The sequence below is a fragment of the Brevundimonas sp. genome (assembly GCF_041911375.1).
In the GTDB taxonomy this organism is placed as follows: Bacteria; Pseudomonadota; Alphaproteobacteria; order Caulobacterales; family Caulobacteraceae; genus Brevundimonas.
In genome coordinates this window covers 20,098-46,798 of sequence record NZ_JAYRPA010000065.1, presented here as the reverse complement: position 1 = coordinate 46,798, position 26,701 = coordinate 20,098, and the positions used below count along the sequence as shown (strand labels likewise).

Annotated in this window: 18 protein-coding genes and 1 pseudogene; 8 read left to right on the top strand and 11 right to left on the bottom strand. The window is 69.4% G+C overall.

All coding sequences use genetic code 11. The features are described 5' to 3' along the window. The first annotated feature begins 55 nt into the window (after positions 1-55). The gene (locus ACE3PU_RS11290; RefSeq protein WP_374389772.1) at positions 56-1,021 is read left to right on the top strand and encodes a magnesium and cobalt transport protein CorA; all 966 of its coding nucleotides are present in this window, start codon (positions 56-58) and stop codon (positions 1,019-1,021) included. Here the strand turns inward: ACE3PU_RS11290 and ppc are convergent, their stop codons facing one another. Beyond that, entirely contained in the window at positions 1,022-3,718 is a 2,697-nt protein-coding gene (gene ppc / locus ACE3PU_RS11285; protein ID WP_374389770.1) for a phosphoenolpyruvate carboxylase, read from the bottom strand. It abuts the gene before it with no gap. A 186-nt stretch (positions 3,719-3,904) separates the two neighbouring features. Between ppc and ACE3PU_RS11280 the strand changes: the two genes are divergently transcribed. Further along, positions 3,905-5,101 (top strand): divergent polysaccharide deacetylase family protein, encoded by a 1,197-nt coding sequence (locus ACE3PU_RS11280; RefSeq protein ID WP_374389768.1) that lies wholly within the window; start codon positions 3,905-3,907, stop codon positions 5,099-5,101. Next, positions 5,101-5,577 carry an RNA pyrophosphohydrolase gene (locus ACE3PU_RS11275; RefSeq protein ID WP_374389766.1) on the top strand — a complete coding sequence of 159 codons (477 nt, stop codon included), beginning with the start codon at positions 5,101-5,103 and terminating at the stop codon, positions 5,575-5,577. The genes ACE3PU_RS11280 and ACE3PU_RS11275 overlap by 1 nt, the downstream gene beginning before the upstream one ends. A gap of 4 nt (positions 5,578-5,581) precedes the next feature. Here ACE3PU_RS11275 and hisC read toward each other — a convergent pair whose 3' ends face one another. The 4 genes from hisC to ACE3PU_RS11255 all read right to left on the bottom strand — a co-directional run bounded on the left by hisC (position 5,582) and on the right by ACE3PU_RS11255 (position 11,398). Further along, a complete protein-coding gene (hisC, locus tag ACE3PU_RS11270) occupies positions 5,582-6,682 on the bottom strand; it encodes a histidinol-phosphate transaminase (RefSeq protein ID WP_374389764.1) in 1,101 nt (366 codons plus the stop codon). 16 nt (positions 6,683-6,698) lie between these two features. After that, positions 6,699-7,376 carry a hypothetical protein gene (locus ACE3PU_RS11265; protein WP_374389762.1) on the bottom strand — a complete coding sequence of 226 codons (678 nt, stop codon included), beginning with the start codon at positions 7,374-7,376 and terminating at the stop codon, positions 6,699-6,701. Continuing rightward, positions 7,376-8,431 carry a DUF2125 domain-containing protein gene (locus tag ACE3PU_RS11260; protein WP_374389760.1) on the bottom strand — a complete coding sequence of 352 codons (1,056 nt, stop codon included), beginning with the start codon at positions 8,429-8,431 and terminating at the stop codon, positions 7,376-7,378. The genes ACE3PU_RS11265 and ACE3PU_RS11260 overlap by 1 nt, the downstream gene beginning before the upstream one ends. Positions 8,432-8,557: 126 nt before the next feature. Beyond that, complete coding sequence (locus ACE3PU_RS11255) at positions 8,558-11,398, bottom strand: ATP-dependent DNA helicase (protein ID WP_374389758.1); 2,841 nt, start codon at positions 11,396-11,398, stop codon at positions 8,558-8,560. Positions 11,399-11,456: 58 nt separating this feature from the next. On the opposite strand from ACE3PU_RS11255, the gene ACE3PU_RS11250 reads away from it, so the two are divergent. Then, positions 11,457-13,991 (top strand): ligase-associated DNA damage response DEXH box helicase, encoded by a 2,535-nt coding sequence (locus tag ACE3PU_RS11250; protein ID WP_374389756.1) that lies wholly within the window; start codon positions 11,457-11,459, stop codon positions 13,989-13,991. Then, positions 13,988-14,734 (top strand): ligase-associated DNA damage response endonuclease PdeM, encoded by a 747-nt coding sequence (pdeM, locus tag ACE3PU_RS11245; RefSeq protein WP_374389754.1) that lies wholly within the window; start codon positions 13,988-13,990, stop codon positions 14,732-14,734. The genes ACE3PU_RS11250 and pdeM overlap by 4 nt, the downstream gene beginning before the upstream one ends. 191 nt (positions 14,735-14,925) lie before the next feature. Here the strand turns inward: pdeM and ACE3PU_RS11240 are convergent, their stop codons facing one another. The 4 genes from ACE3PU_RS11240 to ACE3PU_RS11225 form a co-directional block, all read right to left on the bottom strand. Next, on the bottom strand, positions 14,926-15,384 hold the full coding sequence (locus tag ACE3PU_RS11240) for a hypothetical protein (protein WP_374389752.1): 459 nt from the start codon (positions 15,382-15,384) through the stop codon (positions 14,926-14,928). A gap of 39 nt (positions 15,385-15,423) precedes the next feature. Next, a complete protein-coding gene (locus tag ACE3PU_RS11235; RefSeq protein WP_374389750.1) occupies positions 15,424-15,777 on the bottom strand; it encodes a hypothetical protein in 354 nt (117 codons plus the stop codon). A 47-nt stretch (positions 15,778-15,824) separates the two neighbouring features. Beyond that, the gene (locus ACE3PU_RS11230; RefSeq protein WP_374389748.1) at positions 15,825-16,529 is read right to left on the bottom strand and encodes a response regulator transcription factor; all 705 of its coding nucleotides are present in this window, start codon (positions 16,527-16,529) and stop codon (positions 15,825-15,827) included. 121 nt (positions 16,530-16,650) lie between these two features. Further along, complete coding sequence (locus ACE3PU_RS11225; protein WP_374389746.1) at positions 16,651-17,994, bottom strand: Hsp70 family protein; 1,344 nt, start codon at positions 17,992-17,994, stop codon at positions 16,651-16,653. An 87-nt stretch (positions 17,995-18,081) separates the two neighbouring features. On the opposite strand from ACE3PU_RS11225, the pseudogene ACE3PU_RS11220 reads away from it, so the two are divergent. Both ACE3PU_RS11220 and ACE3PU_RS11215 read left to right on the top strand, forming a co-directional pair. Then, positions 18,082-18,983, top strand: a pseudogene (locus ACE3PU_RS11220) (glycoside hydrolase family 97 N-terminal domain-containing protein); the annotation flags it as partial. Between the two features lie 120 nt (positions 18,984-19,103). Continuing rightward, positions 19,104-20,261 carry a glycoside hydrolase family 97 catalytic domain-containing protein gene (locus ACE3PU_RS11215; RefSeq protein ID WP_374389798.1) on the top strand — a complete coding sequence of 386 codons (1,158 nt, stop codon included), beginning with the start codon at positions 19,104-19,106 and terminating at the stop codon, positions 20,259-20,261. Here the strand turns inward: ACE3PU_RS11215 and ACE3PU_RS11210 are convergent. After that, a complete protein-coding gene (locus ACE3PU_RS11210) occupies positions 20,258-21,997 on the bottom strand; it encodes a glycosyl hydrolase family 28-related protein (protein ID WP_374389744.1) in 1,740 nt (579 codons plus the stop codon). The genes ACE3PU_RS11215 and ACE3PU_RS11210 overlap by 4 nt on opposite strands. Beyond that, a complete protein-coding gene (locus ACE3PU_RS11205) occupies positions 21,994-22,980 on the bottom strand; it encodes a cupin-like domain-containing protein (RefSeq protein ID WP_374389742.1) in 987 nt (328 codons plus the stop codon). The genes ACE3PU_RS11210 and ACE3PU_RS11205 overlap by 4 nt, the downstream gene beginning before the upstream one ends. Before the next feature lie 445 nt (positions 22,981-23,425). Between ACE3PU_RS11205 and ACE3PU_RS11200 the strand changes: the two genes are divergently transcribed. Further along, a complete protein-coding gene (locus ACE3PU_RS11200; RefSeq protein ID WP_374389740.1) occupies positions 23,426-26,677 on the top strand; it encodes a TonB-dependent receptor in 3,252 nt (1,083 codons plus the stop codon). The last annotated feature ends 24 nt before the right edge of the window (positions 26,678-26,701 follow it).

The window sequence follows — 26,701 nt, the reverse complement described above, 5'->3', positions numbered from 1 at the left end:
TTTGTTTTAACCTTGGCGCGCCTAAGTCGGAGGATCGATCCCGCGAGGCCCCGCCATGACCGTCATCGCCTCCTACGTCTATAAGGACGGCCGTCGCGTTCGCGAGGCGCCGCTGACGCCGGAAGGCCTGGCCCTGGGGCCCGACGAGTTCGTTTGGGCCGGCCTCTACGATCCGACCGACCAGGAACTGGCGGTTCTGGTGGAGCGGTTCCAGCTCCACCCCCTGGCGGTCGAGGACGCCCTTTCGGCCCACCAGATGCCCAAGGTCGAGGTCTATGGCCACGAACTCTTCGTGGTCGCCCGAACCGCCGAGAAGGTCGAAGACCATATCGAATACGGCGAGACGCACATCTTCGTCGGCGACGACCACGTCATCACCATCCGCCACGGCTCGGCGCGGACCCACACGGCGCTGCGCAGCCTGCTGGAGGCCTCGCCGAGGCAGCTTCGCGCCGGGCCAGACTATGTGCTGCACGGGGTGCTGGATTTCGTCGTGGACGCCTATGTCCCGATCGTCGACGCTTCCGAGGACAGCGTCCTGGCCCTGGAGCAGAAGACGCTGGACGCCTTCCTCAGCCGGCACGAGATCCGACGGCTGTTCACCCTGCGCCGCGAACTGCTGAAGTTTCGACGCATCCTGGGCCCGATGGAGGAGGTGGCCGGCAAGCTGCAGTCGCTGGATCTGCCCTGCATCGACCCGGACGTCCGACCCTACTTCCGCGACGTCTCCGACCACGTGCGGCGAGTGAACAGCCGGCTCAACGGGCTGAACGACATCCTGTCCTCGGTGTTCGAGGTCGCCAACCTGCTCGAGCAGCAGAGGCAGGGCCTGATCACGCGCAAACTGGCCGCCTGGGCCGCCATACTGGCCGTGCCGACGGCGATCGCCGGCATCTACGGCATGAACTTCGACTTCATGCCCGAACTGCACTGGCGCTACGGCTACGCCTACGTCATGGGACTGATCGCCGTGGTCTGCGCCGCGCTCTACGTCACCTTCAAGCGGACACGATGGCTGTGATCAGCCGCTGTTCCTGAGCCCGGCCGCCACGCCGTTGATGGCCAGCAGTATGCCTTCGCGCACTCGGGGGTCCTCGTCGCCCGCGCGACGGCGCCGGATCAGCTCGATCTGCACGTGGTTCAACGGCTCGACATAGGGCATGCGCAGCCGGATCAGTCGGTCCAGCTCCGGTTGGCCGCCCAGCAGCTTGTCCTGGCCGGTGATGGCCAGGACCGCCGCATGGGTGCGATCCCATTCAGCGCGAATCTCGCCGTAGATGCGGGCGGCCAGGGAGGCGTCCGGGACCAGGGTCGAATAGCGCCGGGCCACGGTCATGTCGGCCTTGGCCATGACCATCTCCATGTTCTGGACCAGGGTCTTGAAGAAGGGCCAGGCCTCGGCCATCGCCCTCAGTTCGCCCATGTCGCGGCCCTCGACGGCCGAGCCGAAGCCGTACCAGCCGGGCAGCATGACCCGGCTCTGCGACCAGCTGAACACCCAGGGAATGGCGCGCAGATCCTCGATGCGGGTGGAGGCGGTCCGTGACGACGGACGCGAACCGATCTTCAGGTCGGCGATCTCGGCGATCGGCGTGGCGGCCCGGTAATAGTCCACGAAGCCGTCGGTCTCGTAGACCAGCTTGCGATAGGCGGCCATCGAGGCCGAAGACAGGTCGGACAGCAGAGCGCCGTGCGCGGCGGTGTATTCCTGGTCCCGACCCTGCCCCAGCGAGGCCAGCACGGCGCCGCAGGTCAGGGCGTCCAGGTTCCTGAGCGCGATCTCGGGCTCGCCATATTTGTTGGCGATGACCTCGCCCTGCTCGGTGGTGCGGATGCGGCCCTGCACCGTGCCTTCCGGCTGGGCCAGAACGCCGGCGAACGCCGAGCCGCCGCCGCGCCCCACCGTGCCCCCGCGACCGTGGAACAGCTGGAGCTTCAGCCCCTGCGCGCGCGTGACTTCGACCAGCGCGCGCGACGCCTCGTGCAACTCCCACCCCGACGTCAGATAGGAGCCGTCCTTGTTGGAGTCGGAATAGCCGATCATGACTTCCTGGACGCCCCGCGCCTTCGCCACGGCCAGGGCGGACGGCTCCTTCAGCAGCCGTTCCAGCGTGGGGCGTGACGCCCGAAGATCCTCAATGGTCTCGAAGAGCGGCGCCGCCTGGACGGGGCATTCGCCCGGCGCCTCGGGGCGGAACAGACCAACCTCCTTCAGCAGCAGATAGACCTCCAGCAGGTCCGAGGCGGCGTCGGTCTTGGAGACGATGTGGGTGCGGATCGCCTGCGGCCCGAACGACGCAAGAGCTGCGGCCGCCGCCAGGAGAATGGCGCGCTCCTTCAGCGTCTCGGCCGCATATTCCGTGTACGGACTGAACAACAGGCGCGGCGAGCCCAGTTCGGCCGCCAGGACCGCCAGCCGCCCCTCCTCGTCCAGCGCGCAGTAGTCCGCGCAGACGCCGGCGCCGCGAAGCAAGTCGGCCACGACCCGCTCGTGCACGTCGGAGTTCTGGCGCAGATCCAGCGTCGCCATATGGAAGCCGAACACCTCCACCGCCGCGATCAGATCGCTGAGCCGGTCATCGGCGAAGACGCCGCCGTGGTGCGCGACCAGGCTGTCGTGCAGCACCTTGAGGTCGGCGGCGAAGGCGTCCGGTCCCGTATAGGGCTCGGCCTGAACCGACGCCCGGCGCGGGGGCGGCGAGCCGCCCAGCGCCTCGTGCGTCGCGGCCAGCCGGGCGTAGACGCCGGTCAGGGCGCGGCGATAGGGCTCGTCGGCCCGATGCGGCGACAGGTCGTGCGCCGCGTCGGCAAGGGCTGCGAGCGCGGGAGACACCTGTGCCAGCTCGGCCGCCAGGCTGAGTTCCGCGCCAAGGGCGTGGACCTCGTCCAGATAGAAGGCCAGCACCGCGCGCGCCTGGCTGCGAAAGGCGGCGGCGAGCACCCCGGCGTCGACATTGGGATTGCCGTCCCGGTCGCCGCCGACCCAGGTCCCCACCCGCAGGAAGGGCTGCAGCGACGGCGCATCCAGCAGGCGTCTCCAGGCCGCGAGCTGCTTGGGCGCGACCCGCAGAAAGATGCGATCCAGGAAGGAGACCACGGTGTCGATCTCGTCCTGGACCACCAGGCCTTGCGACCGCACCAGCCGGGTGGCCCACAGGATGACGATCTGGCGGCGCAGGGGTTCCTGCAGCGTCGCGGCCGAACAGGCGTCGCCTGCGCGGTCGCAGGCGTCCAGCATGTCGCTGATGGCGGCGATCCGGTCGATGACGCTCTTGCGCCGGACCTCCGACGGGTGCGCCGTCAGGACCGGCGAGACCAGCGCCTCCTCCAGCAGGTCACGCACCGCGTCGCGGTCGACCCCCTGTTCAGCCAGCCGCTTCAGCATGCCTTCGGGCGTATCGGCCCGCGCGCCGGCCTCGGCCTGCGCCTGGGCGCGGCGGCGCGTCGCCCGGTCCTCGGCGATGTTGGCCAGCAGCGAAAACAGGGCGAAGCCGTGGGCCAGCCCCGCCGCCTGATCCGCCGACATCGCCGTCAGCAGCTTTTCCAGCCGCTTGGCGGGATGCGAAGCCGGGTCGCGGTGATAGGCGATCGACGCCTGGCGCACCGCCTCGACGTGATCGAACAGGGCTTCGCCGCCCTCGTCGCGAATGACGTCGCCCAGAATGCCGCCCAGAAGGCGGACTTCGTCTCGCAGGGCGTCGTCGGCGGCAGGGCTCATCATGGGCGCATATCCGAAAGGCGTCAGGCGGAGCGCCATGTGAACGGGTCGCGACCGTTCGCGTCAACGCACGATCCGTGACAACGGCCTTTAGCGGCGATCATGGTGAACCCGCCGTTAGGGTTTCTTAACCGGCTGGGTCCAAGGATGCGGTCGAAGGATTCCGTTCGGTCCCCGCCCTTGCCCATGTTCGCCAAACGCCAGTCCGCCCTAGCCGCCGCCGCCGGCGCCCCGCCGAGCGCGCGGGCTCGCCTGTCGATGAAGCCCGTCGCCGCCGCGCTGAAGAAACCGCCCGTCGTCGCGGGCCTGGCGGGTCTGCTGCTGCTGTCGACCAGCGCCCTGTTTCTGACGGTGCTGGGCGACCCCCGCGCCGGAACCCCCTCGGCGCGCGTGGCCCTGAAGCGCGAAGCCGGGCCCCAAGCCCCCGCGCCCACCGGCTATGACGCCTTCAGCGCCGGAGCCATGGGCCTTTATCAGGATCTGACCGCCGCCGGCGGCGAGGGTTTCGGCGGCGCGGCGGGCGGCGAGGCGCTGATCACCCTGCCCGACGGCGCCAGCGTGGCCGGCGGCGCGGGCTACACCGTGCCGACCCATCCGCCTTCGCCCCTGCCCAAGGCGCCGATCGCGGGCCTGTTCCAGCAGGGGCCTTCCGGAACCCTGCCGATGATCGCGCCGGACGGCCGCGTGCCGGCCCAGGCCTACGCCCGCCCGTTCCGCCCGAACGGCAAGCCGCGCGTGGCCCTGATCGTCGGCGGGCTGGGCCTTAACGCTGTCACCACCCGCGCCGCCATCGAGCGCCTGCCGCCGGAGGTGACCCTGAGCTTCGTGCCCTACGCCGAAAACCTGCAGGGGTGGATCGACCAGGCCCGCGCCCAGGGGCACGAGGTGATGCTGGAAATGCCGATGGAGCCCAGCGGCTATCCGAACAACGATCCCGGCCCCTACACCCTGCTGGCCAACGGCAATCCCGACGACATCAACGCCAAGCTGGACTGGCTGCTGGGCCGGGCCACGGGGTATTTCGGCGTGACCAACTATCTGGGCGACCGCTTCGCCGCGTCGGACCAGGGCATGGGCGCCTTCCTGACCTATCTGCGCCAGCGCGGCGTGGCCTTCCTGGACGACGGCTCGTTCCAGCGTCGCCCCGGCGCCTGGGCCCGCGCCAGCGCCGACAAAGTCATCGACCAGACCCAGTCGCCCGCCGCCGTCATCGCCGCCCTCAACAGCCTGGAAGCCCAGGCCAAGATCCGGGGCTCGGCGCTGGGGACCGGTTTCAGCTATCCGGTGACGGTCGAGACCGCCGCCCGCTGGACCGCCGGGCTGGAGCAACGCGGCCTGCAGCTGGCGCCCGCCTCGGCGATGACGATGCGGCCCGGCCGCTGATGGGCGACCTTGCGCGTTACCGCCCCAACGTCGGGGTGGTGCTGTTCAACCGCGACGGCCTGGTTTGGTATGGCCAGCGGCACGCCACGCCCGGACCCTACAACTGGCAATTCCCCCAAGGCGGCGTCGACGAAGGCGAAGACTTGGAAGCCGCCGCCCTGAGGGAGTTGAGGGAAGAGACCGGCGTGCGCTCGGTCGAGCTCCTGGGCCGCACCCACGACTGGATCCTCTACGACTTCCCGCCCGAGGCGATGAACAACGCCAAGGCCTGGCGCGGCTTCGCGGGCCAGAAGCAGCAGTGGTTCGCGTTCCGCTTCACCGGCGACGACAGCGAGATCGACCTGGGCCAGGACGCCGACATCGAATTCGACGCCTGGCGCTGGGGGCCCTTGTCGGAGGCCTGCGACCTGATCGTGCCGTTCAAACGCCCGGCCTATGAACAGGTCGTGCAGGCCTTCGCCCGCTTCGCCGGCTGAGGCGTCAACCGGCGGCGAACTCGCTCAGCGCGTCGATGACCGCGCGGTTCTGGTCTTCGGTGCCGATGGTGATGCGCAGGGCCTGAGGCAGGCCGTATCCGCCGACCGGCCGCACGATGATCCCCTTGGAGTTCAGATAGTCGTTCGCCGCCGTCGCCCGCTCGGCGTTCTCGAACACCACCAGCACGAAGTTGCCGGCGCTGGGCAGGACCTCCAGACCGAAGCCGCGGAGGGCCTGGGTCAGACGCGGTTTCCAGCTGGCGATCAGCTCACGCGACGCCGTCTGGTGCGCCTCGTCCGACAGGGCCGCCGTCGCCGCCTCCAAGCCGGGAACGGAGACGTTGAACGGCAGGCGGATGCGGTCGATCGCCTCGGCCACCTTCAGCGGCGCATAGCCGAAACCGATGCGCAGGCCGCCCAGGCCGTGGATCTTGGAGAAGGTGCGGGTGACGACGATGTTCTCGGCGTCGCGCGCCAGCGGGAAGGCCGTCTCCCAGTCCGGCTCGGTGACGTATTCCGCATAGGCCTCGTCCACCACCAGGATCACGTGGGACGGCAGGGCGGCGTGCAGGCGGCGGATCTCCTCGCCGGAGTTCCAGCTGCCGGTCGGGTTCGACGGGTTGGAGACGTAGACGATCTTGGTGCGCGCATCGACCTGGGCCAGCAGGGCGTCGACTTCGGCCTTGTAGTTCGGTTCGGGCGCCAGCTTGACCTCGGCCTCGCAGGCCATGGCGCTGATGCGATAGGCCAGGAAGCCGTACTGGCCGGTGACGATGTTGTCGCCCGCCGTCAGATAGGTCTGGTTCAGCAGGGCGAAGACCTCGTCCGAGCCGTTGCCGAAGATCAGCCGCTCGGGCTCGAGGCCGTGGGTCTCGGCCACGGCGGCGCGCAGCTTGGTGGCGCGGCCGTCGGGATAGATGTGGATGTTCCTGACCGCCGCCTCATAGGCCGCACGGGCCTTCTCGCCGGCGCCCAGCATGTTCTCGTTGGAAGACAGCTTCATCGGCTCGGCGACGCCGGCGATAGCCGACTTGCCGCCGACATAGGGCGCGATATCCAGGATGCCGGGCTTGGGCGTGGGGCCGCCAGCGGTCGCGTCGGTCATGAAAGGCCTCGAGAAATCAGAACAGGGGCGCGGCGCCGATCACGCCGCTGAGCGAGCCGGGCGCGTCGTGCAGCCGCCCGTCCTCCGCCTGCACATAGCCCGCCAGCATGAACAGCTTCAACCCGCCCGACGCCGCCAGCGGTTCGGCCGCCAGTCCCGCGCCGGACAGCGCCTGGACGATGCGCGCGTCGGTCCAGCCGCTGTCGGTGACCCAGAAGCTGCGGTCGTCCCCGGTCGGCCCGGTCGTTTCGCGAGCGACCACGAAGGCCTGGGGTCGTGACAGCCGGTCATCGGGCAGGGCCGCGACAATCCTGAGGTCCGGTCGGGCCAGAAGCCGCCCCCACCAGGGCCGACCGCCCAGATCCAGAACCGCGCGCGCGCCGTTGTCGACGGCCTTCAGCGCCGCCTCCACATCCGCGACCGGACGCACGGCCAGACCGAAACGATCCGCCGCCAGCCCCTGGGCCAGGCCCCCGCTTGCGACCAGGGGGGCTCGCGCCGCCTCCAGCCGTCCCATGACCGCCTTGACGGCCGCCGCCTCGGACGGGGCGCATCCCGACAGAAAGGGGCGAAGCGCGATGGCCGCCGCGTCGCCCGACGGCCAGCCGCCCGCCGCCAGCCGCGCCCGCACGGCCTCGACCACGGCGCGATCCAGCGCCGTCAGCGCTTCGTCGATCTCGGGCTCGCGCAGCATCAAAACAGCTTCGGCGCCGGGGCGATCGGGAAAGGCCCCAGCCAGGCGCGACCGTCGCGGAACACCACCGTCAGCGTCATCGACTCGCGCCCCGCCGCCTGGGCGACGCCGGCCGTGGCTGCTGCGCCGGCGGCCCCGACCCGATTGGCCACGCCCGTCTGGGCGCCGGCCAAGCCCGCGATGGCCGGCCCGGGCTCCCGCGCCTGGAAGGCGACCGATCCGACCAGTCGGCCATTCCCGTCCGCGCGCAGCAGATCGCTGCTCAACGTAGCCTCGCTGTCGCCGGCCTTCAGTTCGCCGCGCACATTGCGGAACGCGCCGCCCGCTGTGGTCCAGGCTGAGAAAACGCCTGCCGGGTCCATGCCGCTGAGCGTCGAAGCCTTGCCGATCACCGCCTCGATCTGGGTGGTCAGCTGTCCCTCCTGCGCGAAGCCCTCGACTGCGCCATCGGGCCGGCCCCGCGCGTCGATCAGCCGGATCATCACGTCCACGTCGTCCGACGTCGCCTGGTCCGCGACGACATGCGGGCGCGCGTAAAACTCGAACCGGGCGGCGCGCGCGAAGGGAAAGGGTTCGCTGTCGGGATGCGCGGTGAAGGTCGGATTGACCAGTTCGAGCGCCAGGTTCGGCCAGCGCTGACCCAGCCCGCTGGCGCTCATCCGGACGGCGTCGCCGTCGATGGCCACCTTGCCCTTGCCCGCGCGGTCCAGCACCAGGCCCTGGGGCGCGACGACCACCCACTTGGTCGGCTGATAGGCGTTGGCCTCGGCCACCAGTTCCGGTGCGGAGACCGCATGGCCCGACGGCGCGGCCAGGGTGATGTGACGGGCCGCGACCCGCGCCCGGAACGGCCAGCCCGAAACATGGGTGTCCGCATAGCGCACGTCCCAGCCCCCATGGCGCAGGCGCTCGGCCTGATCCTCCAGGCGCGTCTCCACCTGCCGAGCCAGCACGAACCACCAGGCGGTCCAGGCCGCGAGCAGGACCAAAAGGATGATGAACGGCGCGTAGAGGCCCCAACGGCTATGGCGTACGGTAGACGGGGTGTCGGTCATGAAAGGCCCATAGCAGATCGGCGATCCAAGGCGAGCGGCGGGAAGCGCCGCCCGGCATCGAAACGCCGTCCCGCCGGTCATGTTCAGCCGGCGGCCGGGCGGGCCATCGCCTTCGGGCGGCGACCCTTAGCCCAGGAAATCCCGCACCAGTTCGACCGCGTCGGCCAGGCCCATGCGTTGGACCTCGGTTCCGGGGGGCAGGCTGGCAAACAGGCGCGTGGGCGTGGCGGCGTCCAACATCAGGAACACCCCCTTGTCGTCGCCGCGCCGGATAAGGCGGCCGAAGGCCTGGGCGATGCGGGCGCGCGCCAGGGCGTCGTCATAGCCTTTTCCGCCCAGCCGTTCACGCCGCGCCTTGTGCAGCAGGTCCGGTCGCGGCCACGGCACACGATCGAAGGCCAGGACGCGCAGGGACCGGCCAGGCACGTCGACCCCGTCCCGAACAGCGTCGGTGCCCAGCAGACAGGCGTTCTCCTCGACACGGAACATGTCGACCAGGGCGCCGACCTCCAGCGGATCGACGTGCTGGGCGTAGAGGGGAATCCCCGACTTCGCCAGGTCCGGCCCCAGCCGCTCATAGACCGCCTTCAGCCGACGAATGGCGGTGAACAGGCCCAGCCCCCCGCCCCCGGCCGCCAGGAACAGTTCGCGCATCGCCGCCGCCGTCTGGCGCGGATCATCCTTGACCAGGTCGTTGACGACGATGACCCGGCTGTTGGCGGCGTAGTCGAACGGGCTTTCGACCTTCAGCGTGCGGGGCGGTTCGATCAGCCGGGCCGAGCCGGTGCGTAGACGCGCCAGGTCGAACGGGTCTTGCTGAAGCGGATCGGACAGGGTGGCCGAGGTGACCAGCACCCCGTGCGCCGGCACGATCACGGCCGCCTCCAGGGGCACGGTCGGATCGATCCAGTGGCGACGCAGAGCCACGTCGTGAATTCGTCCGAAGGCGGTCTCCGCCGACAGCCAATCGACGAAGTCCGGATCGGGCTGATCGCCGCCGTCCTCCAGCGCCGCCAGCATGGAGCGCCAGCCCGGCAGCGTCATGCGCGCACGGCGGTCCAGGCCGCGCAGGGCGCCCTCGATGCGCGACCGCTGCGATCCATCCAGCTCCGCCGCCTCATCGTCCAGGATGTCCTCCAGGTGCCGCGCCAGGGCCAGCAACGGCGCCTCGATGGCGGCCAGGGCCTGGGCCGCCGCCCGCGCCGATTCGGCGACCGGATCGGTGACGGGCTTCAGCGCACATTCCATGCCGAACTCGGCGCCGCCATAGGGCGCCTCGGCCGTGCGGGCGCGAAGCTGTTCCAGCGCCGCGGCCAGGAAGGCCTCGATCGGGCCGATGGGATTGATCTCGCCCGACGCCGGGGCGACGCGGCCCGACACGCCCTCGCCCGGCAGCGCCGCGGAGGCGCGGATGGCGTCCTGCAACGCCTTCAGCGCCGCCTCGTTGTCGCCGACCAGGTCGCCCAGCCGCTGTTCCAGCCCTCGGCCGCGCCGGCCCTTGCCTTCGGGGCCTCGGATCCAACGGCGCAGCTCCGCGGCCTCCTGACCCGAAAGGCAGGCGGAAAAGGCGCTGTCGGCCGCGTCGAAGAGATGGTGCCCTTCGTCGAAGACGATGCGCTTCAGCGCCGCCGTCTCTCCGTCCTGCTGCTGCCCACGCGCCGACCGCGCGCCGTCGAAGGCGGCCTGGGTGAGGACCAGGGCGTGATTGGCCACAACGATGTCGGCCCTGCGGCTGGCGCGAATGGTCTTTTCGACGAAGCAGGCGCGATAGTGCGGGCAGGCGGCGTGGACGCATTCGCCGCGCCGGTCGACCAGATTGCCCGCCCCCGCCGCATGGGCCGCGGGCATGGCGAACAGGCCAGGCAGCCATCCCGGAAAGTCGCCGCCCGTCATGTCGCCGTCGCGCGTATGCAAAGCCCAGCGCCCGGCCAGGGCCAGACCGATCAGGTCGCCGTTCCCCAGCTGCGCCGCCTGCACCATGTCCTGCAGGTTCAGGACGCAGAGATAGTTCTCGCGTCCCTTGCGGATCACCGCCTTCTTCCTGCGCTCGGCCGGATCGGGCCACAGCGAATGGCTCTCGCGGTCGATCTGGCGCTGAAGCGCGCGGGTGTAGGTCGAGATCCAGGCCGCGCCCTGGTTCCGCTCGGCCCAGAGGGAGGCCGGCGCCAGATAGCCCAGGGTCTTGCCCGTGCCCGTCCCCGCCTCGGCCAGCAGCACGCGCGGCCGCCCCTCCTCATTCCTCGGCGAGAAGGCGAAGGCGGCTTCGGCGGCGTAGTCGGACTGGGTCGGGCGCGTCTCGTCCAGGCCCGAGGCCTGAAGCAGCTTCTCCAGCCGGATGCGCGCGCTCTCGCTGTCGACCGGGGCCGAGCCCGCCTCGCCGCGCGGCGCCTCGTCCTCCCACTCCGTCAGGCGCGACCAGACGTCCAGGCCCGACCCGCGATGCTGGCGTGCGCGCACGCCGCCCGCCTCCAGCGCCTGCACCACGCGCGCGCCCCAGGCCCAGCCGGCGCGCTGCATCGTCAGGGCCAGGACATAGGCCGCCTCGCGCTCGGGATAAGCCGGCGACGCCAGCTCGCGCAGCAGCAGGCCCGCCGAGTCGCGCAGCGATGCCGCCTGTTCTTCGGGCGACTTCGGCTCGGCCAGACCCAGCGACAGGGCCAGGCCCGTCGGCGAGGGGGCGCAAAACCGTGCCGGCCGAACGAAGGCGTAAAGCTCCAGCACGTCCATCAGGTCCGGCGACCGGGGCGGCGGCGTCAGGCCCAGCCGCCGCGCGGTCAGCGAGGCGTGGGCGACCAGGACCGCGCCGCCGGAGAAGAACCCCTCCGCCGCGCCGCGCCCGATCTTGCGCGCACCCGCGTCGTCGCAAACCGCGCCCGCGCCCGGCGGTGTCGCAAGCGCCGGCGGCAGGCCGAGCCACGGTTCGGCGCCGGTCGTCCGGGCTTCTGCGATGACGGATTCGTCGGACACGCGCGATAGATAGCGACCTCGGGGCTGAAACGGAACGGGAACATGCTATATCCGCCTCGTGACGACCGCCGCCGCTCCCGCAACGCTTCCTCCGCTGTTCGCCGACTGGTTCGCCGGACGGGGCTGGTCCCCCCGGCGCCACCAGTTGGAGATGATCGCGGCGGGACAGGACGGCGCTCACGCCCTGCTGGTCGCCCCGACCGGCGGCGGCAAGACGCTGGCGGGATTTCTGCCCAGCCTGATCGATCTGGCGGAGCGTGGGCCGAAGCCCCAGAGCGGGCCGGGATCGGGGGTCCACACCCTTTATCTGTCGCCGCTGAAGGCTCTGACCACCGACGTCGAACGCAATCTGATGACGCCCATCCGCGAGATCGGGCTGAACATCCACGTCGAGACGCGCACCGGCGACACCAAACAGTCCAAGCGCCAGCGTCAGCGCGACTTCCCGCCCGACATCCTGCTGACGACGCCTGAACAGCTGGCCCTGTTCTGCGCCTGGGAGGGCGCGCGCGCCTACTTCGCCGACCTGAAATGCGTGGTGCTGGATGAGGTCCACGCGATCTGGAGCGGCAAGCGGGGCGACCTGCTGTCCTTGGGGCTGGGACGACTGCAGAGCTTCTCGCCAGGCATGCGGCGGGTGGGCCTGAGCGCGACCATCGAGGACCCCGATCTGATCCGGGAGTGGCTGGCGCCGCGCTCCGGTTCTCTTCCGGGCGGCGAGGATCCGGTGCGCCTGGTCAAGGGCGATCCGGGCGCGCCGGCCCTCATCGACGTGCTGATCTCCGAGGGCAAGGTGCCGTGGGCGGGCCACACCGGCCAGCACGCCATCCCCGAGGTCTACGCCGCCATCCAGCAGGCCCGGCTGGCGCTGATCTTCGTCAACACGCGCTGGCAGTCGGAGTTCGTCTTCCAGCAGTTGTGGGCGGTCAACGACGACAACCTGCCGATCGGCCTGCATCACGGCTCGCTGGCGGCGGAGCAAAGGCGCAAGGTCGAGGCGGCGATGGCGCGCGGCGACCTCAGGGCCGTCGTCTGCACATCGACCCTGGACCTGGGCATCGACTGGGGCGACGTGGACCTGGTTATCCAGATGGCGGCGCCCAAGGGATCCAGCCGCCTGGTCCAGCGGATCGGCCGGGCCAACCACCGGCTGGATGAACCTTCGCGCGCCCTGCTGGTCCCGGCCAGCCGGTTCGAGATGCTGGAATGCCAGGCGGCGCGAGAAGCAGTCGCCGACAACGCCTTCGACTGGGAGCCCGTCCACATCGGCACCCTGGACACCCTGGCCCAGCACGTCATGGGGGTGGCCTGTTCCGAACCCTTCACGATGGAGGCGCTGCATGCCGAGGTGATCGGCTGCGGCCCCTATCGCGAGCTGAGCTACGAACAGTTCGAGGAGGTCGTCGATTTCGTCGCCACCGGCGGATACGCCCTTCGCACCTATGACCGGTTCGCGCGTATCGTCCGTACACAGAACGGCAAGTGGAAGGTGCGCAACCAACACGTCGCGCAACGGCACCGGATGAACGTCGGCGCCATCGTCTCGGCCGGTACGCTGAACGTCCGCGTGGCGGGCCGTCGGGGCGGCGGAGGGACGCGCGCCTGGGTCGCCGGTCGAAAGGTGGGCGAGGCCGAGGAGTGGTATTTCGAACAGCTGACGCCCGGCGACACCTTCCTGTTCGCCGGCCAAGTCTGGGCCTTCCAGGGCATCACCGGGACCGACGCCTTGGTCACCCACGCCAATGACAGCGAGCCGAAGATCCCATCCTGGGGCGGGTCCAAGTTTCCGCTGTCGACATCGCTGGCCGACCGGGTGCGCGACATGGTGCAGGACCGGGATCACTGGCGCGTCCTGCCGCCCGACGTGCAGGAGTGGCTGGAGCTTCAGGAGACGCGGTCGGTCATTCCCGACGCGGAGTCGATGCTGGTCGAGACCTTCCCACGCGGCAGCCGGCATTTCATGGTCGCCTATCCCTTCGAGGGGCGACTGGCGCACACCACTCTGTGCATGCTGCTGACCCGGCGGCTGGACCGGCTGGGCGTGGGACCGCTGGGTTTCGTCGTCACCGACTATTCGCTGGCGATCTGGTCGATCAAGCCCATGGAGGGGATCGACCTGGACGCCCTGTTCCAGCCCGACATGCTGGGCGACGACCTGGAGGCGTGGCTGGAGGAAAGCTTCATGATGAAGCGGTCGTTCCGCAATTGCGCCCTGATCTCCGGCTTGATCGAGCGCCGCCAGCCCGGCGCCGAGAAGACCGGCCGGCAGGTGACCTTCTCCACCGACCTGATCTACGACGTGCTCCGCCGCCACCAGCCCGACCACCTGCTGCTGAAGACCGCCCGCGCCGACGCCGCCTCGGGTCTGCTGGACGTGGCGCGGCTGGGCCAGATGCTCGCGCGGATCGAGGGCCGCATCCGCCATCAGCCCCTGACCCGCCCCTCGCCCTTCTGCGTGCCCGTCCTGGTCCAGATCGGCCGCGAGCGGGTCGGCGGCGACGCCGCCGAGATGATCCTGGACGAAAGCGCCGAAGCCCTGATCGCCGAGGTGATGGACGAGGCGGCCCCCCCGATCACGGCGGGGGCCGCATGAACGCCGCGCTTCGACAGAGCCTCGGACGCAAGCCCTGCGGATCGCTGCGCGTCGCGGTCGCGGGCGAAACCTGCGTGCTGCGTTGCTCGGGCGCCCTTTGGCTGCCCGCGCACGGCGCGCTGGTGGCTGCCGACCTGCACCTGGAGAAGGGCTCGGCCTTCGCCATGCGGGGCCAGATGCTGCCGCCGTATGACAGCCGCGCGACGCTGGATCGGCTGGAGGCCGAGATCCAGGCGCTGGATCCCGCGACGGTCGTCCTGCTGGGCGACAGCTTCCACGACACCAAGGCCATCCCGCGCATGGCGACCGAGGACCGGGCCCGGCTGAACGACCTGTCGGCCGGCCGCGACTGGTTGTGGCTGGAAGGCAATCACGACCGGCAGGCCCTGGCCCTGGACGCCGAGACGGTCGCCCGCCTGCCCGGGCGGATCGTCGGCGATCTGGCGCTGGGACGCCTGCGGATGACGCACGAGCCCGCGGCGAGGTCGGCCGAGGACGATCGTCACGGAGAGGTCGCAGGCCATCTGCACCCCTGCGCCCGGGTGGCGGCCTATGGGCGGGGCGTGCGACGCGCCTGCTTCGTCACCGACGGATCTCGCATGATCCTGCCGGCGTTCGGCGCCTTCACCGGCGGACTGAACGTGCGCGACCCCGCGATCGCAGGCCTATTCGCCGCGCCGCCCATGGCCGCCGCACTCGGCCGGGATCGGGTCCATCCGCTGGACTGGACGCGACTGAATTAGCGACCGGCAGGCGATCTCGTGGCTCGTCCATCAGGCCCGCATGTCGAGGAGATTGCCGTGGCCGACACCAAGCCGGACGTGCAGATGAGCGCCGCCCTCGCCGAGGTCGAACTGGAGTTTCGAGTTCGGGGGCAAGCCGGTCAGCCGCATGGCTCTGTTCCGGGCGCGCTGATCGAAGGCCCGAAGACGGCTCAGCAGGCGTCCGCTTGCCGCCGGCGGGCGTCGTGCCGTCGGATCGCCTTGCCGATCGCGGCGGACGCCAGCAGGATCATCATCAGCCAGCCTATGCTGTTGCGCAGCAGGGCGTTGGAGCGCACCAGCAGAGTGGCGTCGAGCCAGCTGGACAGGTGCAGCAGCAGCGCGCAGCCCTGCAGCGCCAACATCAGGATCAGCCATCGGTCGGGCCAGCGCCATACCGCCGCGGCGTAGGCCGCCAGCACGAGGCCGGCCTTGATCTGAACGACCCACCAGCGGACCGACGGATCGATCTGGCTCAACACCGCGATATCGACAAAGGTCTCGCCCACGACGATCAGGGCGCAGGTCCGTTCAGGACCGCGCCCCAACGCCAGGGCCAGGACAACAGCCAGCGCCGTCGCCATATAACCCAGGATCTGGTGGAGATCGTCGAGCGCGCTCAGCATCGCCACAGGCGATACACCATCGCGACGATCCCCGCCGCCTCAAACTCAGGCGCGCAACCGCACGACCGTGTCGGCGAGATCCGCTGAGGGTCGGATCGGCTCATCAGGCTTGTCGTTCGACGTGCCCTCGGCCACCGTCACACCCAGCTTGCGCTGCACGACCGACAGGCTCTTGTGAGCCGAGATCAGCGAGGCGCGGGCGCCCGTCATGTCGTTCAGCGCGGCGCACACCGACGCCACCGCCGGCTGTGCCCAAGCGCCGTTCAGCCCGGCCTGGCCCTGCAAGGCCGGCAGCTCGGTCAGGAGTTGCGACGCCCGCGACATCGCCGCGTCCATGGCGCGTTCGGCTTCGTTGATGATGTCGGCCACGCGTGCGGCCGCGATGTCCCTGTCGGACATAGTGGTGCTCCCCCGCCCCCGGCGGTTCTGTTTCGGTGTGTGTCGGTTCAGGGACGCGTCTGAAGCGTCTCGACCATCTTCTGAAGGGCCACCGCCCCGCCGAGCGCGGCGGGAACGGCGACGGCCAGCGCCAGACTGATGCCGAAGGCGATCAGCAGGCGACCTGCCGGAGACCCCGTGAGCCCTAGCTGTGAAGCGGCTTCCTGGGCAGGTCGGCGAGACACGCCGCCGAGCACAGGATTTCGAACATCAGCATCGGCCCGTTCAGGAACGGCGCCTGCTGCTGCAAGGCCGAAACCAGAAACGGAACCATGCGCTTGTGTTCGCGCCCCGACGCCACCAGCTCCAGAGCCTCCTGGAAATCCCGGAAACTCATCGGCGGCAGCGCCTCGTCCAGCGAGGCTTCGCGTCTGATCTGTATCGAGTCGCTCATGCGCTTCCCCTGAATGACCAGGCAAAGGTGGGGCATGATCGGCGGCCAGGGCCATTGGCGACGGCGCCCTATGGGAATTTTCCCCCATGGGCGCCAGCAGACCTTCATCCAGCAGCAGCCGCACCGCCTCGACCCGAGAACTCACGCCCAGCTTGCGGCAGGCGCTGGCCACCTGGGCGTCGACGGTCTTCGGCGTTTTGCCCGTCAGACGCGCGATGGTCTTGCTGCGATGATGCGCGGCGACGTAGGCCATCACCTCGCGCTCCCGTTCGGTCAGGAGGCGAGACAGCGGACGGTCCTGAGGAGTCTGCAGCGGCATGGCGCAACGTTAGCGGGAGGCTCCCACCGCGTCCATGCCGCTCACGGCGCCAGCGCTCCTCCGCTGTGCGCCTGGAAGTTCAGACGGCTGCGACCGCCCGAGCGCGCCTGCGTCGCCGTCCTCAGTCAGGCTTGGCCGCGCGGCCAGACGGCCGGCGCTCGCTCCACAAGTCGAGATCCGCCTCACGTCCGATCAGGGCCAGGCCTGAGGCGATGGACTCGAACTCGCCGCCGGTTTCGATACGGTCCGGACCGAAACGACGATGGAATATCTCACGCACTGCAGGGACGAAGGAGGTCCCGCCGGTCAGGAAGACGCGGTCGATCTGGTCCGGTCCCAAGCCCGACTGGCGGATCGCCTCATCCACGGCGGCTTCGATGGCGGCGAGCTCCGGCGCGATCCAGGCCTCGAACTCGGACCGCAGGACCTGCCGCTCGATGTGGATTGAACCGGCCGCGAAGGCGAAGGTCGCAGCCTCGCTATGCGACAGGTCGAACTTCAGCCGGGAGACGGCCTGGTAGAGGGCGTGGCCGTGGTTGTCGTCCAGAACCTCGATCAATCGGTCGATCTTCGCCGGCTCCAGCGCGGTCTTCGCCAGCGCCCGGATGTCGCGCATGTCGCGCGAGGTTCGCAGCAGGGCCAGTTGATCCCAGCGGGCGAAGGCGGCGTAGTAGCGCTGGGGTATGGGCAGGACCTTGTCGAACGTCCGATAGTCGCCGCCCTTGCCCAGCTGCGGCGACACCACCTGGTCGATGATGCGGTAGTCGAAGGCGTCCCCCGCCACGCCCACGCCGGACCGGGCCAACGCGCTCGACCTCAGGCCCTCGGGCGAAGGCTCGAAGCGAACGATGGAAAAGTCGCTCGTGCCCCCGCCGAAGTCCGCGACCAGCACCGTCGCGGACGACTTCAGCGTCCGGGCGAAGAAGAACGCCGCGCCCACCGGCTCATAGGCGTAGCGGATGTCGCTGAAGCCCAGTCGGGCGAAGGCGGCTTCATAGCGATCAAGCGCAAGAGCGGCGTCGGGCGAACCCCCGGCGAACGTCACCGGACGGCCGACGATGACGCGCGGCGGCAGGGTCTCCATCGCGGGCCCGGCGTGATGGCGGAGCCTGAGGAGGAAGGCCGACAGAAGATCCTCAAACTTGTAGCGGCGATTGTCGATCACCGTCTCGGTGAAGGCGGCGCTGGCGGCGAAAGTCTTGAAGGACTGGATGAAGCGCGTCTCCAGCGGATCCTCGGCATAGGCCTCGATGGCCCATGGACCGGCCTGCACGACCCGCTCGGGCGTCCGTCCGTCCGCGCCTGCATGAAGCTGGAAACTGAGCGCCGAGCGAAAGGCGGCCACGTCCCCGTCCGGCGCGCCGACACGCAGGACCGCGACCTCGCCGTCCGGGCCTGTCACGGCGACGACGGTGTTGGTCGTGCCGAAGTCGATGCCGATCGTGGTCGCGGGAGAGGAGGTCATGACGGATATCCGCGTCGCATGGGGCGCGGCTTCTAGCCCAGAATTCTGCTGCGGGCTTCTTCAATATGCAGGGCTCCGGGACGTCGCATGGCTCGCCCGGCCCGGCGTTCTGAATGGACACGAGTTGTAACGGCGAAGGATCGCGCCTTGACACTGGAGCGCTTGGAAAATCCGATGGCGCCAAGCTGGCGATCCCGAACTCCGGGCTCAAAGACCGCTGGAGGAGCGCATTTCATGAAAACCTGGTCCGCCGTCATGGCCTCGGCCTTCGTCCTGACCCTGGCGGCGCCCGCATGGGCGAGTGATCGCGAATGCGTCTCCTCGCCGTCCGGCGCCCTGACCTTCTGCGTCCAGGCCACGCCGGACGGCGCCGGCTACGAGGTGTCCCGCTCGGGACGCGCCCTGATCGGCCGTTCGTCCTTGGGCCTGACCTTGCAGGGCGTCGCCCTGGCTGCGGGCGACCGCATCGCGGAGGTCGAGCGCAGCGCCGCGGACCAGACCTGGGAGCAGCCGTGGGGCGAGCAGCGGCTGATCCGTGATCACCACAACGAGATGCGGGTGTCCCTGGCCGGCGGCGACGGTGCTGCTCCCTACGACGTCGTGGTGCGGGTCTTCGATGACGGTTTCGGCTTCCGCTACGACCTTAACGCCCTGGCGCCGGGCCAGGCCGTCGCCATCACCGACGAGGCGACGCAGTCAACTTCGTCGGCGACTTCGACGCCTGGTGGTATCAGGCGCGCGAGCGGGAGCGGGACGAATATCTGTATCACCGCAGCGCCCTGAACGCCGTCACCCTGGCCGAGACGCCGTTCACGCTGGAAGGCGACGGCCTGTATCTGTCGGTCCACGAGGCGGCCCTGACGGGCTATTCCAGCATGAACCTGCGCCGCACGGGCGAGAACGCCTTCAAGGCCGACCTCATGCCCTGGTCGGACGGCGTGCTGGTGCGTCGGACCGGACCGTTCGCGACGCCCTGGCGCACCGTCCTGGTCGGAGACACGCCGGCGGCGCTGGCCGACTCGCGCCTGGAGCTGAACCTGAACGAACCGAACAAGCTGGGCGACGTGTCCTGGTTCCAGCCCGGAAAATACGTGGGCGTCTGGTGGGAGATGCACCTGAACAAGTCAACCTGGGGATCGGGGCCGACCCATGGGGCGGAAAACGCCAATGTCCGCCGCTACATCGACTTCGCCGCCGAGCATGGCTTCAACGGCGTGCTGGTGGAGGGGTGGAACCGGGGCTGGGACGGCGACTGGGTGGCCAACGGCGACCAGTTCAGCTTCACCGAAGCCTATCCCGACTTCGACCTGCCGGCGCTGGCCGCCTACGCCCAGTCGAAGGGCACCAACATCATCGGTCACCACGAGACCGGCGGCGCGGTCGAGAACTACGCAGCCCAGATGGACGCCGGCTTCGCCCTGTACGAGAGCGTGGGCGTCCACGTCGTCAAGACCGGCTATGTGAAGCCCAGCGGCACCATCGTTCGCGGAACCAATCCCGACGGTTCGCCGCAGCTGGAGTGGTTCGCCGGGCAGTACCGCGTCGATCACGAGCTGAAGGCGGCTCTGGACGCCGCGGCCCACCGGGTCGCCATCAACGCCCATGAACCGGTGAAGGACACCGGCCTGCGCCGCACCTATCCCAACATGATCTCGCGCGAGGGCGCCCGCGGGCAGGAGTTCAACGCCTGGGGCCGCCCGACCAATCCGCCCGAGCACGTCACCATCCTGCCCTTCACGCGCATGCTGGCCGGTCCGATGGACTACACCCCGGGCGTCTTCGACCTGACGTTCGGCAAGACCGAGGTCAACGAGCGGGTGCAATCGACCCTGGCGACCCAGCTGGCGCTCTACGTCGTGCTGTACAGCCCGGTGCAGATGGCGGCAGACCTGCCCGAAAACTACGCCAAGCATCCTGACGCCTTCCAGTTCATCCTGGACGTGCCGACGGACTGGGAGACGTCCCGGACGCTGGAGTCGCGCATCGGCGACTATGCCGTCGTGGCGCGTCAGCAGCGCGGCGGGGCCGACTGGTTCCTGGGCGCGGTGGGCGACGAAGAGGCCCGCAAGGTTTCGGTGAAGCTGGACTTCCTGGATCCCGCCAAACGCTACGAGGCCCAGATCTATCGCGACGGCCCCGGCGCCGACTACCGCACCAACCCCTACGCCTTCGAGACGACGCGGCGTGCGGTCACGGCCGCCGACGTGCTGGATCTGAACCTCGCGCCCGGCGGCGGCCAGGCGATCCGCTTCAAGGCGCTGGACTAGGGCTTGTGCCCGGGGCGCGCCTGCGGCCGCCAGCCGCGCGCGCCCCCGCCGTCGATCAGGGTGAAGGCGGGCGCGTGATCGTCGATCGCGGGCCCGCTCAGATCCTCGGCCGTCACGTTACGAAGCACGGCCTCGCCGGGCGCCCGAATCTGGATCACCGAAGCGGCGCCCCGCACCGTCAGCCCTTCGACGGAGACGCCCGCGATCGACTGCGGGCCCAGCACCTGAAGGGCGGCGTCCGTGCTGTCGATCACGGTCGTGTCCGACAGGCGGATGACGGCTTGGTCGATGGGGCGGTCCAGGGCGTAGAGCCACACCGCCCCGACCCCGAACTTCCAGACCGGATCGATCGATCCGCCGCGCAGCAGGGTGTTGCCCCTCAGGGTGATCTCGCCCTCGAAGGGCGTGGCGTCGAAGCGCGCGCCCAGATGGACGCCGCCGCCGCGCGTGAGGGTGTCGGCCACCACATTGTCGAACACGCCGATGTCCCGGCCGCCGTACACCGCAATGCCGTTGGCGAGCACGGGCGCGATCACCGTGTTGCGGCGGAAGATCACGCCGGCGTTCGGCGTGGGATGGGACCACATGGCCAGGCCGTCGTCGCCGACGTTGCGGACGAAAACGTCCTCGACCAGGGCGTTGGTGACGCCGCCATGCAGGTTCAGCCCGTCCGCCGCCTGGTCCAGGATCACCAGCCGCCGCAACGTGATCCGGTCCATCGGACCGTCCAGCCACACGCCCACCTTGGTGTGCTGGATGAACAGGTTCTCGACCAGGGAGTCGCTCAGCGCACCGCCGACGCCATTGGTCTGAACGTGATCCTCGCGACGGGTCACCTCGCCGATGACGGCGAAGTCCCTCAGCGTCACCGAACGACTCCCGCCGTCGCGCGCATGTCGGCCGTAGACGCCGACGCCGTCGCCCCGCAGCACCGAACGCCACGGTCCCGCGCCGACCAATTCGACCCGGTCCACGATCAGATGGCCGTCCACGCGATATTCGCCGGGGGCCAGCCATACCGGCCGGCGGCTGCGTCGGCCCGCGTCGATCGCCGCCTGGATCGCGTCCAGCGAAGGCTGGGCGCCGGTCGGGTCGGCGCCGAAATCGAGGACGGACAGGGCGTCCGGCGGCGGTGCGGGCTCGGCGCCCATGCGTTCGAAGTCGGCGACATCGATGACGGCCCAGGGGGCGCCGCCCTCCTCCAGCGTCAGCTCCACCCGGGCCCCGGCGGGCGCGATCCGTTCAAGGCGCTGACGCGCATGGTCAAAGGCGTGATGGGCGCCCGGCCCGTCCACCTCGTGGGTGAAGGGATACTCCCCGTAGTACCAGCTGAAGCAGGGCGTCAGCGCCAGCGTCCCGGCGGGTCGGCCGTCGACGCGGACCGCCAGACGGGCGTCGCCCGCGCGGCAATCGGCGGCGTCGGGCACGGCGTAGCGCACCGTGAACGCGTCGGCCGGCGCGTCGAGCACGAACCCTGCTGATCGACCTGGCGTCAGCCGCACCGCGCGGCGGCCTGAGGCCTCGGCCGGCAGGCTGCCGAAACGCCGGTCGGGGCCGATGATCTCGCCGTCCGTCAGACCGTCTTCGGCCTCATGCTCGACGAAGGGGACAGACGCGCCGCGCCCCGCCGTCAGTTCGGGCGGCGCGCCCGCCACCGAGCGGGCGGTGGGCGCCTGGGCCGTCGCGGTCGGCGCCGCCAGCAGACCCACAGTCGCCGCAAGGGCCCACAGCCTCATGGCCTGGACAGCGACCGCGACAGGGCGGATCGAATGGCGCGGATGATGCGGGCGTCCAGCCGCCCCGCCACGCCCCGTCTTTCCGGCGGCAGGTGCTCGGCGACGGGACCGTCGTTCTCGAAGACATAGTGGTCGAACATCACGCGCCAGGCGGCCCGGTGCGCGGGCGGCAGGTCGCGCACGGAGACCATGGCGTGCATCAGGGCGTCGATCGGGCGGCCCCTGCCCTCGTCCGGCGGCGTCCACCAGTAGTTCACCAGCATGCTGACGGGGTCCATCGCCCGCACGTGGTGCCACCAAAGATAGGGGATGTAGAGGGCGTCGCCCGGCTCCAGTTCGGCGCAAAGCGCAGCTTTCATCGCCTCGGCGAACCGCGGGAAGCGCGCCAGGTCCGGCGCGTCGACGTCCACCATGCTGATGGCGGGGCCGGCGGGCGTGCTTTCCAGCGGGCCCATGTAGAGATTGGGCAGTTGCTCGGGCGGAAATAGGGTGAATCGACGCCGCCCCGCCACGCAGCAGGCGATATTCTCGGACGGGTCATGGTGGGCGAGCGTGACGGCGGCGTTGCCGACCCAGATGCGCGGCTCGACCGCATTATCCAGCAGCGGCATCCGGTTCTCGCGCTCGAAGCCTGAAAGATGGGCGCGCACCGGCACGGACTGCACGGCCAGCGAGGGAGCCTGCTCCCGGCTCGCATAGTCCAAAAGCAGATCCAGCGCGTCCGACAGCCGCAGCGACACCCGCCGGAAGTTGAAGCCGCTGAGATCGCCGTTGTAGGCGAAGGCGCCGCCGATGTTGGCCGGCCCGGTCATGGCGCTGACCGGCGCGCCCGCGTCCATCTGCTTCAGGTAGGCCGCGAGCGCCGTCGGCGACGCGAGCCCCGCCTTCGTCAGGGGCCAGTCGCGGACCAGGCCGCGGAAGACGACAGGCCGCGCGGCCGCCAGGATGGTGTCGGCGAACTGTCGGGACGTGGCGACAGACACTTCGGGAATCGGGGCTGGGGAGTGCGACGCTTCGGCAGGGGATGACATCAATTTCCGCGCGTTCTCATTCTCGAAACAGCCGGCCCGCTGGCCGAAGCCACCGTTGCGTGATGGGAAACCATACCCGAGTTCGGTCCGACCGTTTTTGTAACACAATGCTACTGGCGGATTTTCCCCCGTTGGCCGTAAAGCCCGGGCAAGTTCGGAATAACACGAACGTCACTTAGCTTGGGGGGATGCCAGCGTTCGTTTCGGACGGACGACGTGATTTGCGTATTCGGCGCGCTCGCGCCGGATCGATCGTCATTCTCTTGAAAATCAAAAGATCCAGCCGCCGCTCCCGACGAGCTGGGCCGTAACCGCTCAGACCTGCTCAACAGACGGGTCTCTAACCGTAGTAGACACGCCGCCGCGCGCGGCCGGACCCGTCGTTGGAGGCGATGGCATGAAGACATTCAAACACAAGACGCTCGGCTGGAAGGCCGGCGTGTCCTTGATCGCCCTGGGCGCGCTGGCCGCGTTCGCCGCGCCCTCGATCGCCCTGGCGCAGGACGCCGCCGTTCCGCCCGCCGACGACGAGACGGCCGAGGTGTCCGACGTCATCGTGACGGGCACGCGCCGCGCCCTTCAGACCTCGCAGAACATCCGCCGCAACGCCGAAACGGTTGTCGACTCGATCACCGCGACCGACATCGGCGCCTTCCCCGACAAGTCGGTGGCCGAGGCGCTGCAACGCGTGCCCGGGATCACCGTCAACCGCTTCGCCGCCAGCGACGACACCTCGCACTACGGCGCCGAACCGTCCGGCGTTCTGGTGCGCGGCCTTCAGCAGGTCCGCTCCGAGTACAACGGCCGCGACACCTTCAGCGCCAACTCGTCGCGCGGCCTGAGCTGGGGCGACATCTCGCCCGAGCTGATGCAGGGCGTCGACGTCTACAAGAACCAGACCGCCGAGATGATCGAGGGCGGGATCGCGGGCACCATCAACCTGCGCACCCGCGTGCCGTTCGACGCGCCGGGCGAACTGATCCAGATGTCCGCGACGGTCAACTACGGCGACCTGTCGAAGAACTACACGCCCGAAGCGTCGCTGATCTACAGCAACCGCTGGGACACCTCCGTGGGCGAGTTCGGCTTCCTGGCCAACTTCGCCTACTCCAACGTCACGACCCAGTCGGAGACCATCCAGTACGGCCGCATGGGCGTGTTCGAGGAGGTCTTCGGCCCCGGCACCCAATACATTCCGTCCAGCGTCGCCAACCGCGACACGGAATATGATCGCGAGCGCAACGGCGTGGCCCTGGCGGGCCAGTGGCGCAGCAACGACGGCCGGTTCGAGGTCACGGGCCAGTACAACCGGTCCGACTTCACCAATGAATGGCGCGAGCGTGGGATCATTTCCTACAACGCCGACATGTTCGCCCTGCCGGTGGACTTCACCTATACGCCGGGCGGCGCGCGCTCGACGTGGATTCCGTCGCCCGGCGCCGGCGGCGCGGACTTCGTGTTCGACTCGGACGGCAACTTCCAGAACGGCACCCTGCTGGTCCAGCAGACCGACACCTTCTGGTGGGGCGCCAGCGACGCCGAGTCGGCCCAGATCGCCGTCAACGACCAAGGGCAGGCGATGATGCATCCCTGCTACAACTGGCAGCCCGAGTGCACCAACCCCGTCCGGGGCGGCGACCTGAACGCGGTGACGCGGTTCAACCAGCTCGAGAACATGACGCAGGACGCGGCCATCCACTTCAAGTGGGAGGTCAGCGACCGTCTGCGCGCGGACTTCGACGTCCAGTATGTCGACTCCACCGTCAACGCCTATGACGTCGAGGTCGGCCAATACAGCTTCGCGGACCTGACGCTGGACGCCACCGGCGACCGGCCCCGCATGACCCTGGGCGCGCCGACGAACATCAATCAGTCGGCCGGCGGGCTCTCGAACCCCAACAACTATCGCTACAACCATGCGATGGACCACATCGAGGACAGCGACGGCAACGAGCTGGCCCTGCGTGCGGACGTCGAGTACGACCTCGGCTCTTCCTGGTTCGACTCCCTGCGCGTGGGCGTGCGCTACGCCGACCGCCAGCAGACGGTCCGCTACAGCGGCTTCAACTGGGGCAACATCGCCAACAACTGGAACCTGGGCAGCGGCCAGGCCGCCTACTGGAACATCGACCGGACCGCGCCCAACGGCGCCTTCACCGGCTATCCGGAAGGCCTCTATGACGTTCGCTCCTTCGGCAGCGACTTCTTCGGCACGCGCGGCGAGTACGTCTTCTTCGACATGGATCGGCTGGCCGATCACGCCATCGACCTGCTCAGCTACGACAACATCGGCGTCGGCCAGGACCAGTGGCGCCCGATCTGCTCGCGACCGGGCGAGACCGAAGGCTGCTTCCGCCCGAACGAGCTGAACGACGTCGAGGAAGAGACCCGCGCCGCCTATGTCATGCTGCGTTTCGGCGGCCCGGACGCGCTGATCGGGAACATGTCCGTCTCGGGCAACATCGGCGTTCGTTACGTGGAGACCGACAACACCAGCACCGGTTCGCTGTCCTATCCGATCCCCTTCTCGCCCAGCACGATCGAGTGCCAGCCCGTGGTTCCGATCCCGGGCGCGCCGATCGGCGTTCCGGGCTCGATCGGCTGCTATCTGTCGCCGGACGACATCGCCTTCAACTCTGGCGGCGGACTGCAAAGCACGGCGGAGGCCAAGCATCGGAACTGGCTGCCCAGCTTCAACCTTCGGGTCGATCTGGCGCCCGACTGGGTGCTGCGCTTCGCCGCGTCGCGCGCCATGGCGCGGCCGGACATTGGCCTGATGAAGAACTATGTCGAGCTCTCGACCTCGCTGCCGGGCAACGACCCGACCGATCCGCGCTATGTCCGCAACAGCGCCGGCGAAATCTCGGGCGTGAACCCGACCTACACGGCCAACGCCTACAACCCCTATCTGAAGCCGATGACGGCGGACCAGTTCGACATCGCGCTGGAACACTACTTCGCGCAGGTGGGCGCCTTCACGGTCACGGCCTTCTACAAGAAGTACAACGACTACATTCAGTACGGCGGCTATGAGCTGGACGTCACCAACAACGGCGTCACCCGCACCGTTCAGGTGCGCGGCCCGATGAACGGCGACGGCGCGGAGGTTCAGGGCGTCGAGTTCGGCTTCCAGCGCTTCTTCGACTTCCTGCCCGGACCGTGGGCGGGACTGGGCGTCCAGGCCAACTACACCTGGATCGACAACCAGGGCATCACCAACACCAATCTGAAGGTGGCCACCGGCTCCGGCGGCGGCGAAACCGCTCAGCCCGGCAGCAACGGCACCGTCCTTCAGGTCGACAAGCTGGAGGGCCTGTCCGAGCACACCTACAACCTGGTCGGCATGTACGAGCGGGGACCGTGGGCGGTTCGACTGGCCTACAACTGGCGCTCGGAGTTCCTGATCGCCGCCGTGGACTGCTGCGTCTTCCTGCCGATCTGGCAGGACTCCGCCGGCTTCCTGGACGGTTCGATCCGCTATCGTCTGAACGACCGCCTGGAGCTGAGCCTGCAAGGCAGCAATCTGCTGTCGACGGAGACGAAGCTGTACCAGCAGGTCACCGACGCGGATGACGGCGGCGTCCTGACGCCGAACGCCTGGGTGAAGGCCGACCGCAGGCTCGTCCTGGGGCTGCGCTTCCGCTACTGAGGTCTGCGAGGATCGAAGGGCGCG

Bases quoted from the DNA above. Each gene is read 5' to 3' on its own strand.
- ACE3PU_RS11290 (WP_374389772.1), top strand. From the start codon at position 56: ATGACCGTCATCGCCTCCTACGTCTATAAGGACGGCCGTCGCGTTCGC.
- ppc (WP_374389770.1), bottom strand. From the start codon at position 3,718: ATGAGCCCTGCCGCCGACGACGCCCTGCGAGACGAAGTCCGCCTTCTG.
- ACE3PU_RS11280 (WP_374389768.1), top strand. From the start codon at position 3,905: ATGTTCGCCAAACGCCAGTCCGCCCTAGCCGCCGCCGCCGGCGCCCCG.
- ACE3PU_RS11275 (WP_374389766.1), top strand. From the start codon at position 5,101: ATGGGCGACCTTGCGCGTTACCGCCCCAACGTCGGGGTGGTGCTGTTC.
- hisC (WP_374389764.1), bottom strand. From the start codon at position 6,682: ATGACCGACGCGACCGCTGGCGGCCCCACGCCCAAGCCCGGCATCCTG.
- ACE3PU_RS11265 (WP_374389762.1), bottom strand. From the start codon at position 7,376: ATGCTGCGCGAGCCCGAGATCGACGAAGCGCTGACGGCGCTGGATCGC.
- ACE3PU_RS11260 (WP_374389760.1), bottom strand. From the start codon at position 8,431: ATGACCGACACCCCGTCTACCGTACGCCATAGCCGTTGGGGCCTCTAC.
- pdeM (WP_374389754.1), top strand. From the start codon at position 13,988: ATGAACGCCGCGCTTCGACAGAGCCTCGGACGCAAGCCCTGCGGATCG.
- ACE3PU_RS11235 (WP_374389750.1), bottom strand. From the start codon at position 15,777: ATGTCCGACAGGGACATCGCGGCCGCACGCGTGGCCGACATCATCAAC.
- ACE3PU_RS11230 (WP_374389748.1), bottom strand. From the start codon at position 16,529: ATGCCGCTGCAGACTCCTCAGGACCGTCCGCTGTCTCGCCTCCTGACC.
- ACE3PU_RS11225 (WP_374389746.1), bottom strand. From the start codon at position 17,994: ATGACCTCCTCTCCCGCGACCACGATCGGCATCGACTTCGGCACGACC.
- ACE3PU_RS11215 (WP_374389798.1), top strand. From the start codon at position 19,104: ATGCACCTGAACAAGTCAACCTGGGGATCGGGGCCGACCCATGGGGCG.
- ACE3PU_RS11210 (WP_374389744.1), bottom strand. From the start codon at position 21,997: ATGAGGCTGTGGGCCCTTGCGGCGACTGTGGGTCTGCTGGCGGCGCCG.
- ACE3PU_RS11200 (WP_374389740.1), top strand. From the start codon at position 23,426: ATGAAGACATTCAAACACAAGACGCTCGGCTGGAAGGCCGGCGTGTCC.